The organism is Embleya sp. AB8, assembly GCF_049739465.1.
GTDB lineage: Bacteria > Actinomycetota > Actinomycetes > Streptomycetales > Streptomycetaceae > Embleya.
Window position 1 is genome coordinate 145,638 of record NZ_JBMHHY010000027.1, and the last position, 12,506, is coordinate 158,143.

Annotated in this window: 9 protein-coding genes; 7 read left to right on the top strand and 2 right to left on the bottom strand. The window is 65.4% G+C overall.

The genetic code is table 11. The features are described 5' to 3' along the window. Positions 1-23: 23 nt before the first annotated feature. Together ABIA38_RS34255 and ABIA38_RS34260 are read right to left on the bottom strand one after the other, a co-directional pair. Positions 24-458: a lasso peptide biosynthesis B2 protein gene (locus ABIA38_RS34255; protein WP_424642822.1), complete on the bottom strand. Its 435-nt coding sequence runs from the start codon at positions 456-458 to the stop codon at positions 24-26. Then, the gene (locus ABIA38_RS34260; protein WP_424642823.1) at positions 455-2,248 is read right to left on the bottom strand and encodes an asparagine synthase-related protein; all 1,794 of its coding nucleotides are present in this window, start codon (positions 2,246-2,248) and stop codon (positions 455-457) included. The genes ABIA38_RS34255 and ABIA38_RS34260 overlap by 4 nt, the downstream gene beginning before the upstream one ends. A 695-nt stretch (positions 2,249-2,943) precedes the next feature. Here ABIA38_RS34260 and ABIA38_RS34265 point away from each other — a divergent pair. From ABIA38_RS34265 to ABIA38_RS34295, 7 genes are all read left to right on the top strand, one after another. Beyond that, positions 2,944-3,081 carry a hypothetical protein gene (locus ABIA38_RS34265; protein ID WP_424642824.1) on the top strand — a complete coding sequence of 46 codons (138 nt, stop codon included), beginning with the start codon at positions 2,944-2,946 and terminating at the stop codon, positions 3,079-3,081. A 1,057-nt stretch (positions 3,082-4,138) separates the two neighbouring features. Further along, positions 4,139-4,462, top strand: coding sequence for a hypothetical protein (locus ABIA38_RS34270; protein ID WP_424642825.1), 324 nt, complete (start codon positions 4,139-4,141; stop codon positions 4,460-4,462). Positions 4,463-4,472: 10 nt separating this feature from the next. Then, complete coding sequence (locus tag ABIA38_RS34275; RefSeq protein WP_424642826.1) at positions 4,473-5,114, top strand: nucleotidyl transferase AbiEii/AbiGii toxin family protein; 642 nt, start codon at positions 4,473-4,475, stop codon at positions 5,112-5,114. 302 nt (positions 5,115-5,416) lie between these two features. Continuing rightward, positions 5,417-8,572, top strand: a complete 3,156-nt coding sequence (locus ABIA38_RS34280; protein WP_424642827.1) for an AAA domain-containing protein — start codon at positions 5,417-5,419, stop codon at positions 8,570-8,572. Further along, positions 8,461-9,441: an AAA domain-containing protein gene (locus ABIA38_RS34285; RefSeq protein WP_424642828.1), complete on the top strand. Its 981-nt coding sequence runs from the start codon at positions 8,461-8,463 to the stop codon at positions 9,439-9,441. The genes ABIA38_RS34280 and ABIA38_RS34285 overlap by 112 nt, the downstream gene beginning before the upstream one ends. Before the next feature lie 3 nt (positions 9,442-9,444). Continuing rightward, the gene (locus tag ABIA38_RS34290; RefSeq protein ID WP_424642829.1) at positions 9,445-10,296 is read left to right on the top strand and encodes a hypothetical protein; all 852 of its coding nucleotides are present in this window, start codon (positions 9,445-9,447) and stop codon (positions 10,294-10,296) included. A gap of 552 nt (positions 10,297-10,848) precedes the next feature. After that, entirely contained in the window at positions 10,849-12,009 is a 1,161-nt protein-coding gene (locus ABIA38_RS34295) for a hypothetical protein (protein ID WP_424642830.1), read from the top strand. The last annotated feature ends 497 nt before the right edge of the window (positions 12,010-12,506 follow it).

Genomic DNA, 12,506 nt, shown 5'->3' on the forward strand with positions numbered 1-12,506 from the left:
GTGGTCGTGGCGCGGGTCGGTGGTCAGGCCGTACGGGTCGGCGGCTTGGGGGCGACGGTGAGCAGCGGGCGGAAGTAGCCGTCGGGGTACGGCTCGTCGATGACCCGGCCCTCCGCCTCGACCCAGGCGTGGGCGGCGAACGGCGTCGTGCGCACGCCGGCCTGCCAGGTGGGCCAGACGCCCTTGAACCGGCACAGTACGGCCGTGGCGATCGACCGTTGCAGGCAGTTGTGGACGGCGCAGCGCAGGCTGACCGCCACGACCGCGCTGCGCGCCGCGGAGGCCTGGGCGGCGGTGCCCGGGCGGGCACCGGTGCGCAACATCCCGAGGACGGCGTGTAGATACCCGGGCGGCAGTTTGGCCAGTGGCCGGGCGATGGCCACGGCGGTCAGCGGCAACAGGCGCCGGTGCAGGGGCAGTCGGGTGCCGGGCCGGAGCGCGCAGGGGGGACTGGTCACGGCGTCTCCTCGAGGTCGGGCGCGCGGCGCGGCCGGTCGGCGACGCCACGGGCGGGGCCGGCGAGTGCCGGCGGGATGGTGGGGCGGGCCGCGATCTCCCGCAGCCACAGTTCGGCGCCGATCGTTGCTTCCAGTTGGGCGGACCAGACGTCCCCGGCGCGCGGTGGGGTGATCAACGTGGTCCGCAGCCGGTCCACGTCGATCAGGCCGCGGCGGGCCAGCAGCGAATCCGCGAACAGGTCCAGCAGGTCCGGAACATGCTGCTGCAAGGCGCGATCGACGGACTCCTCGCAATCGCCCTTGGTGATCCGGCCGAGGATCACCTCGGGCACCAGCCCCTGCATCGCCGCGGCCAGCACCGGCTTGTACCGCCGGGGGTCGTAACGCTCATGGGGAAGGACCGACAACACGGCCTCGACGACCCGGTCATCCAGGTAGGGCAGCTCCAATGGAAGCCCCTCGGCGGCGTACCCGCGGCAGAGCAGCCGAAGCTCGGGACCCCCGCTGCGCAGGGCGGTGAGCGCCTCGTGTTGCCCTCGGTCCGGCGCGAGGGGAACGACCTGATCCGCCACCTCGCGGAAGACCCGCTGCGTGGTCCGCACCGCGTCTCCGGTGGCCCACGGCGTCGCCGGGATGCGTTCCCCCCAGCCGAGTGCCGAGGCCCGGGGCGGCGACGCGGTTCGGGCGAGGTCGTCGGCACACTGCCGCCACCACGCGCCGAGATCTCCCCCGCGCACCAGCCCGGCCAGGCTGGGCAGCAACGGCAGGCGGTGCAGCGCCCGATGGGCCCGCAGGTGCCGCCAGGCGGTCACCGGCCGGTGGCGAAAGAGGGTGTGCAGGTAGGCGGCGCCTCCGGTGAACAGTTCATCCGCGCCGTGCCCGGCCAGATGTCGGGTGGCGCCGTGCTCGACCAGGTGCCGGATCCCGAAACGGATCGCGTTCATCCCTCGGGTGGCGGCTCGCGGGGCCTCCGTGTCGAGCGCCCAGTACGGCGGGGCGAACACCGGGGGAGCGTCGGTGTCCGGCACGGTCAGGTGCTCGGCGGGCGCCAGCAGGAGAGCGGCTTGGCCGGCGTACAGCGGATCGTCGTTGATCGTGCTGCCGCCGGTCCAACAGAAGGTCAGCAGATCGGGACGGTGTTCGGCGGCGAGAAAACACAGCGATGTGGAATCCATGCCACCCGACAGGTCGGCCGACAGCCTGCCCTGGTCGGGTTGCCGGTGGGCCACCGCCTCCCGCAGTTTCGCGCGCACCCCGGCCGCTCCCTGCGCCAACGGCAGGCTCGGCTCCGGCGGTTGCCACCAGCGCACGGATCGGGCGGCGCCGTCGCCGGGGATCACGAGACAGGAGTCCGCGGCCACCCGGTGCACACCGCGCCACCAACTGCGCTCACTGAGCGGCGCGAACAACATCCCGTAGGTCACGCCGGCGGCGACCAGGTCCTCATCCGGCTCCGCACCGATCGCTGCGGCCAGGACGTCGGCTCGGTCGCAGGCGATCGGCACATCACCCAGACGCGCGCTGAACACGCAGCGGGTCCCGGTGACGGTGCCCTGGAACCGCACCTGCCCATGGATCGAGGCCACCACGTGCGTATTGCCGGGCAGGCGGCGGGCGAGCGTGTCCAGGTCGGACACGTCGCGCACCGACGAGACCAACGCCTCGAGACGAGCCAGCGCGACCGGGCTCGGGCCGAACACCGCCACTCGCACCGGACCCGCCGCGGACACCACCAGGTCCTCCGGCGCCCACGAGCCGACCAACCACGGCCGCCCGGAGGCATGGGTCACCAGCTGCGGCGCTGCACCGCCGATCCGACGGTGGGCCCAGGCCCCGCCCGGGGAATCCGGAAGGACCACAAGGTGGTCGTTGAGCGACCGCAACTGCCTCACCCCCAGGTAACCCGGCGGCATCCGCACCGCCGGTGCTTTGACGACACCGCACACACACTGGCCCCGGCGCCGACCGGCCGACCCCGCTCAGGACGTCGACCGGGCCGGCGCTTCGGAACGGAATCGGGCATCACCGGGTACGAAATCGTGCATCACCAGGTACGGGATCGTGCCTCACGAGGTGAAGACCACACGACCGGGCCACGTCGAATTCCCCGCGTCCCCTGGCCCCCCCCAGTCCCCAGTCCCCAGTCCCCCCGATCCCTCCGATCCCCCGATCCCTCCGGACCACGCCATTTCCATGACGATATAACCAGACCATTTCCAACTCGATAATATGAAAAGCTTAAGAGTTTGCGCTTGGTTCCGAACACTCCTGCACTCTCTGCACCCCTGCCGGAGCGGTTCCCCACTCTACTCAATACCCAAACCGGGCCGACCACACGGCGTTTCGCTCACCATCAACCCGCGTGAGGGTGAAGTCGGCTCGCAATGGCCCGAGTTGGATTATGGGGGTGGACACCGCGGCCGAGAGCCGGCTCAATGGATAAGACGCCGAACCAGGCGTCGACGTAGATGCATTGGAGAGCACCATGACCAAGAACCAGCAGCTGCCCAAGCGCTATACGCCGCCCACGGCCGCCAAGGTCGGCGACTTCACCAAGAACACGGATGGCACCGTCTACACCCAGAAAGACGCGACGACCTTCGGCTTCAAGAAGCCTCGCTAACCAGGCGATCAGGCAGAACAGCCCGCCGGCCACGCCGGCGGGCTGTTCCGCCTGGCGCGGCTCGATGCTATTGCCGACGGGCCTGCGAGAGCCCGACGAACATTCGAATTCGAACTCCGGTGCGGACTTTCCCGCGCGCGAGCGGGCCGGCGCAGAACCACCGGACTCATCGCCGCCACAGAAAACCAGAACCACCAGAGAACCCACCACAGAGCCCACCGTCGTCGGCAACCTGCTGCCGCTCCTTACGGGTTGCCGCCGCATTTTCGACCTGGGCCACATCGCCCGCGAGAACTTGAGCCGATTGGTGCGCCGGCGGTTGGTGATGCCGAAGGCAAACGCAATCAGCCCACGCGCACCTTCAAGACCAAGAACGACGCCGTCGCCGAACTCGCCCGCATCCGCCACGAGTTGAACAAGGGCGTCAGGTCGGTTCGGCTTTCCCGGGGCGACTTCGCTCCGCTATGAGCCTCGGTATCCGGCGCAACCTGTCGGTGCGCAACGTCGCCCGGTACGGACGCCATCCCTCGTGAGGCGAAGCAGCGTGCGAAGGCAGTGAAGCCCGCCGTCGAACCCTGGGACCAGGACGAGGTCCAAGCCTCGCACCATCGTCTACGACCGCGCCCTCGACCGGGGCACCCGCAACAAGGTCGTGGAGAAGGACGCCAGGACCGGGACCGAAAAACGGACCCTGCCCCTGCCTGCTCCGACCCTCAAGGGCGTGAGAGGTTGTGAGAGGCAGGCCGACAAAACGGACGGAGGCCCTGCCTCGCTTTCGCGAGACAGGGCCTCTGACCTGCATAAACACCGTCGGGATGACAGGATTTGAACCTGCGACCCCTTGACCCCCAGTCAAGTAGACGAGGCATATTCGCAGGTCAGAGATACTTTGCTGCTTGATACGACGTTTGATTTCCACCATATCGTGGCGTTTCGTGCATGGTGTGTGGTCCACGGCTGGTCCACACGAGGGGAGTCTCGGCGTCCATGCAGGTCCGGTTCCGGATGCCTCATGGGTCTGCAGGGTCGTGCGAGTGTCTGTTGGCATACTGGGGGGATGGACGCACGCGTGCGGTATGCGGATGTCCGGCCGTACACGGTGCCGGACACCTTTGCGGAGTTGACGGGCCCGGCCGAGGGCATTGTCGTGCTGCCCACGTCCTTGGATTGGACCCCGAAGCAGGCGTACGACCTGGCGGACGATGTTGATGTGCGTCTGCTGTACGAGACGGTGCTTCGTGAGGCGATGCATACCGAAGAAGTCGGTCGCCATGTGAACGGGGCCCTGCTGGTGCATATATGGCCGCAGCTGTGGTTGCCGCTGCGCCTGCGGGTGATGTGGGAGTCGAAGTTCCCGGACCTGGTGCCCGTCGCCGCATAGCATTCCGGGCATGGATCCCCTGCACGCCAGACTCGCCCGCATCGGTCTTGCCGCCGCAGCCTCCTACGGTTTCGTCCTGGCGGGTGGCTATGCGGTTCAGGCCCACGGTTTCCTCGAACGTATTTCGGACGATGTGGACCTCTTCACGAACATCGCCGACCCCGGGGCGTTCGCCGAGGCCGTGAATCGCGTGGCTGCGGCCTACCGGGTGGATGGTTTCACGGTCGACGTCGAACTCCTCGGGGATGTGTTCGCTCGTTTCACGGTGATCGACGAGGCAGGGCGCGAGGCGAAGGTCGAGATGGGCTGCGACTGGCGATCCCGCCCACCGGCACACCTCGACATCGGCCCCGTCCTCCACCCCGACGACGCGATCGCCAACAAGGTCACCACGCTGTTCGGCCGAGCCGCCCCACGTGACTACTTGGACGTGGACGCCGCCCTCGCCTCCGGTCGCTACACCCCGGAACGCCTCCTCGAACTGGCCGAAGAACACGACGGCGGCTTCGACCGACCCTATTTCGCGCTGGCCCTCCAAGCCGTCGACCGCTGGCCGGATCGCGAGTACGCGGTCTACGGAATCGACGTCGAGCAGATCGCACGCATGCGCGAGCGATTGAAGACATGGGCCGGACGCATCAGCGGTTCTTGACCGCCACGTTGGGCCGGGTGAACTGCGTTCCGTGGTCCCATGGGCTCGCTGGGACCTGACGCGACATCGACGGACCGTTCGGACGCAACAGCATCTCAAACGAGGTCGGTTGTGCATGGTCCGGGTCGTCGATGAACGCACACAATCAGTCATTTCTTCGATACGTATTGCGATGATCCCATCCCTCATAGATCCTGAAACGTTGCCGGGGACCATCAGGGGGAGCAATGCAGGTAGTGGGCCCAAGCGAGCTGAGCGCCGTCCGAGAACGGGCTGCGATGTGGATCGACAGGGTCAGAGGCTTGGATTACCGCAATGCGTGGCTCTACCACACGAGCCGACAGAGCCGCCTGTCGCTCGAAGACGCCGAGCCTGAACACCTGATGCGGTTGAGGGCAGGGTCCGAAAAGCCCATATCGCTGAGGACCCTCTTTCCGGAGGAAGCCCGGTACCAGCGGGCCGCCGAAGTTGCTCGGCTCCTTGCCCGCCGCGCCAAGACCACCCACAGCGAAACGGGTGTGGAAACGCTGCACTTGGCCTCGGGGTTGGCGACGATCATGATTCCGGTTTCAGCCGGGCAAAAGCCTCGCCCAGCCCTGTGTGCTCCGCTGCTCGTTCGAGCGGTGCGCCTGTCACGTGGCAGAGGTGCCGCCGCCGACTTCGAGCTGACCAGCGCCGAGCACCCGTTCTTCAACCCAGTGCTGCCCTATGCCTTGGCCAGAGAGTTCGGACCGAAGGTCCGGCCGGAATCGTGGCTCACTGGCATCGACGCGACCATTCGAGACCAACGCGATCTGCAGGGACAGGTTGCCTCGGCGCACGAGGCGTTGACCGAACTCCTGAGCCGCTGGCGCTGCGTTCCGAGTGTCGAATCGGCGACGTTCATCGGTGTGTTCAACTACGAATACCAGGCCATGGTGGCAGACCTCGAGAACGCCACCGATTTGATGGCCGGCCACGATGTCCTAGCGGCGATGGCGGGACACCAGGGTGCGTGGGACCGTCTACACGACGGTGCCGCCGTCACCGCCTGGATGCCGGGCGCCGATGATGTGGACCCGGTCGACGAATATCTCGTTCATGATGCCGACTCCTCGCAGACGCGGGCCATCAACCTTGTCATTTGTGGCCAACACACGCTCATTGACGGACCGCCGGGCACCGGCAAGAGCCAGACGATTGCCAACGTCATTGCCTCGCTTGCGGCGCGAGGCAAGAGCGTCCTCTTCGTGGCTGCCAAAAAGGTGGCGATCGAGGCGGTCACCGAACGCTTGGCTGACATCGATCTGGGTGACCTGGTGCTCGATCTACACGGATCCGGCAGCGACCGCCGCGGCATCACACAGCGCCTCAACGAGGCCTTCGAGCGCGCGGGGACTCGCGCGCCGGTGGACGTACAGCGCCTCCATCAAGCGCTGAAGGCGGCGCGCAGCGAAACGAACCGGCATTGCGAGGCTCTCCACCGAACTTGGGAGTTCTGGGGACTGAGCCTTTACGACGTCATGGCGGAGCTCCTGCCTCTGCGTGAAGAGGGAGCACACGTCGTCCGCATCGACCAAGCCGTGTTGCGTCGCCTCCCATCGGATCGCATGAATGAACTGGCCTCACGTCTGGCCCGGTTCGTGGCCCACGGAGGACTCGCCATCGTGCGTGGGGAGGGGCCTTGGGCCCGTGCGCGGATGAAGACCCCTGGCGACGTCGACCAGGTGCTGAGCGATCTCGACGCCGCGCTGGAACTGCTCCCGCTCACACGCCGAAAGATTCGTGAGACGGTCTCGATCGCGGGTCTGCGCGAACCCGCCGAACTCACCGACTGGGAAGATCTGTTCGAGCTCTTGAAGCGTGTAGAACAGACTTACGCGCGGTGGGGCCGCGGCATCTTCCAAGAGCAACTCCAAGAGCTTTGGTATGCGTGTGCCGACCGCACCGCGCGGGCGGGACGCGCCTGTCCCGAAGCCGCTCGCGGCTTCGTGCGCAGATACCGTCTGCGGGCCAGGGCCCGCGCATTGCGCCAGGACGATGTTCGACATCGAAGCCGCCTGTGCGATGAAATCGCGCAGGTCATCACATGCGGACAGCATTGGGCCCAATGGTCGCGCGACGGTGGTCGACCGGACACGGTGGACGGTCTCGAGTCCTTGATGTCTGACTTCGCGAAGCTCTACCGCCGTCTTGGCGCAATTGCCGCGCAGACATCCGTCGACCCCGAGCGGGTGCGAACCAGCCCGCCGGCTCTCCTGAATGGATGGTTGGGTCAGCTCGACGCGGACCGAGACCTCGTCGATCAGCTTCCAGTCGTCTTGACATTGTGGGCGGATCTGAAGGTCGCCGGACTCGGTGGTTTCGTAGCGGACCTGGCCGACCTCGACCTTGACCTCGATCGGCGGATCAGCGGGCGCGAGGCGGCTCGAACGCTGAAGACGGGTTGGCTCACTGCCCTGATGCGCCACATGCTCTCCGAGGAGCCGAATCTTGCGGAGTTCGTCGGTGAGGAACACAGCGAAGTTGTGGACCGATTTCGTACGGCGGATCAGCTTCACCTGGATCGCAACGCTGCGCGCGTCCAGCGCGTGGTTGCAGAGAATCTCCGACAGGCCATGGACGAGCACAGGACGCAGTGGCGAAGACTCCATGGCCAACTTCAAGGGCGCAATCGTGTGCCCCCGTTTCGCACATTGATCACAGAGTCGCCCGACGTGCTGCTCGCCCTGCATCCATGCCTGGCGATGTCTCCCCTGATGGTCAGTCAACTCTTGCCTTCGGAGCAACTGTTCGACGTCGTCATCTTCGACGAGGCCAGCCAGGTCCAACCACATCATGCGATCACCTCGATCATGCGTGGCCGGCAACTTGTGGTGGCAGGAGATGACCAACAACTCCCGCCCACGGACTACTTTCAACGGGCGTTCGAGGACCGAGAGGAGGAGTACGAGGACGTCGACGATCGAATCGAGTACGAGTCACTCCTCGGAGCGGTCAAGGCCCTCCTGCCTCACCAAGCGCACCAACGGCTTCGATGGCACTATCGCAGCCGCGATGAACGACTGATCGCCTTCTCCAACGTCGAGTTCTACCGCGAGGAACTGATTACTTTTCCCGGCACCGTCCAGGGAAAGCCGATTCGCCTTGAGGTGGTTGACGGCACAGCCGTTCCCGGGCAAAAGGGATCGACACCCGAAGAGATTCAGCGGGTGGTCGACCTGGTGTGTGAGCACGCCCCCGCGACCGCCCCGAAAAGTCCCTGTGCGTCATCGCTATGGGGGAGCCGCACTCAGACCGCATCGACCTGGCGCTCAGCGACGCACGTCGAAGCGATCCGGAGCTCGACGCCTTCCTGGCCCGAGAGGTGCCGGCTCGGGACGAGTTCTTCGTCCATGCGATCGAAGCTGTCCAGGGTGACGAACGCGACGTTGTCATCTTCAGTATCGGGCACGCCAAGCAGGCCAACGGCAGGGTGAACCGAAACTTCGGTCCATTGAACCGACGCTACGGTGCACGGCGACTCAACGTCGCGATCACTCGGGCCCGAGAGCGGATGACCGTCGTCAGCTGCTTCTCGGCCGGCGACATTGCGCCGGCGCGAACCACGGTGGACCGCCACCACGGCGTGGAAGTCTTGCGTCGCTACCTGGTGTACGCCGCCGCGCACGGTGGTGGCGACATGCCTCCGAGAGCCCTCGATGTTCCGCTCAACGGCTTCGAGGAATCAATCCTCGACGCTCTCCGTGAAGCCGGCATTGAAGTGATCCCGCAGTGGGGCGTATCGGAGCTCCGCATCGATTTCGCCCTCTTCCATCCTCGGCTGCCGGGTCAGTCGGTACTGGCAGTCGAGGCCGACGGAGCCAGCTACCACAAGGGCCACAGCGCGCGCGATCGCGATCGCCTGCGCCAACGCCACCTCGAACGACTCGGATGGAAGTTCCACCGCATCTGGTCCACCGACTGGTTCCGCGATCCCGATCGGGAACTCGGGGCGACCGTCGCCGCCTGGGAACGCGCCGTCCAAGCCTTCGACGCAGCGGAGCCGATGACGGCCTCCTCGCCCAGGGCCCGTGACGTTCCGGCGTTCGGGGCGGATGCAGCCACCAGAAACGTCCGACTTCCGCGGCCGTCGATTGCACCTCGGGCCTCAATCGAGGACTACCCCGAACAAGAGCTCGTCGCTTTGATGTGTTGGCTGATGACAGATGGCCTGCCACGCGATGGCGAGTATCGCGTCAGGGAAGCCATGCGTGAACTCGGACTCAGTCGACGGGGGAGACGCATCGATCAAAGGCTGACTGACGCCTACGATACCGCCCGGAATTCCAACGAGCATTGGGAATGAGCAATGTCGCAGCTGGATCCTCGAACGCTCGAACGGCTTGCAGAATTCATTGTTGACATCGACGGCCCCTACAATCGCAGCGGATGGGAACTCGAACGGCTCTTGGAGCACAGCGGTTGGGATCCCGTGCCGCCCTACGACGGATCATGGCGGGTTTCATGGCTTCTCCGGGAGATGAACCGGCGCGACAGCAACAGCGACGACGTGCGGAGACTCGTATGTCGTCTTTGCGATGCACGCGAGTATGACGACGGCATGAGTACGGCCAATGCCGTCCGCACATGGCTCAACGACACTGTGCTCAAGTCCGAGCAGCTCGCGGTGACTTACGTCTCCGGGTTTCCCGTACTCGGTCCGCTGGCCCTCAATACAACGGTGTACACCCACATGCCGGAAAAGCTTGCCGAGCGGTTGCCTCGCCTGATCGCAGACCCCCAGGTGGTCGACGTACTGACCGAACGCGCGCGACAGGCGGAAGTGTGCATGGAATACGGTGCCCCTCTTTATGCGGTGATCGGGATCGGTAGCTTTGTGGAAGGTCTACTCTTTGCCGTGCTCAGGCAACACGAGGAAGACTTCGCCGAGCAGTTCCATCAGAACGGCAAACCGATGGCGGACACGCGGGTGTCCTTGAGCTATCTACTGGATACGGGTCAGGAACGCGGCTACGTGGACGTCGACGCAACGGAACTGATGTCCATCGTCCGGACCTATCGCAACTTCGTTCATCCGCGTGCCCAGATCAGTTACGGCCTTACTCCCGACGAGGACACAGTGAAGATGTGCTGGACACCGGCCCACGCTGTCCTCAACGACCTGGAGCGGCGTGTCCTGAAGGCGGGGCCAGGGACGTGAAGTAGACCCGGCGTATTCGCGAGTCACCAAGGGTCCGAGGCGCTGCCGTCCGGTTCCAAGCCGTACGTGACCATCGTTGGCAGGTTGTGTTCAGGGAGCCGCTCGTAGTTCAACAGTCGTAGGGCGTGAACTGCCCTCTGGTCGGCCGCCGCTCGCGCGAAGTCTTCGGCATCGGCCGCTCGTCCCTCTTCTTTCCACAGGCTCACGAGGTCCGCCGCAGCCATTGGATGCCCCCGAGTCGCCCATGACCCCTCCAACAGGCTTCGTTCCGTTCCTGGAACTGGTTGAAGCCGCCGGCGATGTCGTTGCGGCGCGCTTCTTGCTCCGCTGTGTCTGCGACGGGTACCGCAGTGCTTGGATCGATCTGCGGCAGGGGCGAGTCGCCTGCGGAGCGGGACACGCGGACAACCGGCGGTACTCGATGCGCGCGCGAAGGGCCCGGCAGCGGGTTGCCAGTCGGGTGCGCGATCGCCTGTGTCGATACCCGACTGCAGGAGGGTGCTCGCGCCAAGTGAACAACCCGACGTCGTAGGTGGCCCGTAATCTGTCCGGGTGAACCTTCAAGCGCAGATCGAACTCGTGACCGTGCCACAGGAATTCACCCGCCTGTGCAACGCGGTCCTGCGCGCCGAGCACGGAGCGGACTTCCTGCCGATCGACGATGATCGCTCCGACCGAGGGAATGACGGCTACCTCAAATCCGAGCAACGGATGTTTGCCATCCACTGCTTCAAGCGACCGCAGAAGCGTCTCATCGACGCCGAGATCCAGGCGAAGATGCTCGGTGATCTCCGTAAGGCAATCGTGCTGGCTCAAAGTGGCGACTGGGCAGTCCAAGCCTGGACCTTCCTCTCCAACTACCCTATCCCGGAGGGACTTGGGGCCAAGGCAGTGCAGATGGGCCGATCGGTCGGCATCGATGTCAGTTGGCGAGGCCCCGACTACTTCGCCGAAGCGCTGCAGCGGCACCGCCCTGTCCGAGAACTGTTCCCAAGTCTGCTTACCAACGACGTCCTGGAGCGGCTTGACCGCATCTACAACCGAATCGATGCCCAGGCTCGTCCACCAGAGGGGATTGGCGGGTTCCAGGCAGTCCCGACGTCCGAAGCCGAGAATCAAGCCCTCGTCACATGCGCGCCAGTTGGTTGGGAGTACCTCCTGTTCGCCGGTGCCCTCGTCCAAGGCAAGCATCGCCTCGAGCCAAAGTGGCGTGACTACGTACTTGGATACGCCCGCCCGAACGGACGCCGCGTCCAGGAGCACGACGTCGAGCACGAACTCCGAGGTCGGCTGACAGATTTGTTGCAGGTCTCGCAAACCGTCATGATCATCCTTTCCCCCGATGCGCAGGAGCGAGCTTTCGGTGCCCCAGGGGTTGCCGGTGACTCGGACGCCATTGTTCACTTGGCCGAGCGGCTCGTCTCGTGTTACGAGGAGCTACTTGATTGGTCCGCCGACATTCGTGGCGCCGTGTACCCGATCTCCATGAAGCACGCAGCACAACTGGCCGCATCCGTCGTTGGCCAACCAGCCAAGGAGATGCGCGCGTTCTTCGACCAGGCCGCAGCGACAATGGACGGATTGCCGGACGCAGTCGCTGCGGGGCGGCGATTGGATTTGGTACTGCGCCTCACGCTGACGGTGGACGACCGTGTCATCGCCGACTTCAACAGACAGTTCTCCCGAAGATGGGGCCGACGACGACTTCGGTAGGAACGGCACCGAAAACCTCTCCTCGCACAGCGCAGTTTCTACGCGAGGATGGTTGGAGGAAAACCCCGGTGCCCACCGCGCGTGCATTCTCCGTCGGCACCTGTCGGCTCAACGGCGTCAGGGAAGGCCAGTGGCTCACTTTGTGCAGCTGACACCTCGGCAGGCCACTTCCTCGCGGACCTTGCAGAGAGGTCGCAGAGCACCGTCAGGCAACCGCACAATTCAAGGATTGCGCCGAGTCACCCAGACGAGGGCATGGCAAGACGCTGTCGGGCCGACCGAGCTTTCTCATTGAGATGCCGTCCCGTCGAGGGACCTTCGACGAGACGGCGATCCGTGGTTAATCCTGGTTGTCGTCCGGAGAACTCTGCATGGATCGTCGGAGGCGAACGGCACGGTGTTTGAGCTTGCTCCGCTTTGACGGACACCGTCGTTGTGGTGGTCAGGCCGCGAGTGTGGCTTCGTATTCGACGGGCGTGCGGTAGCCGAGGCTGCTG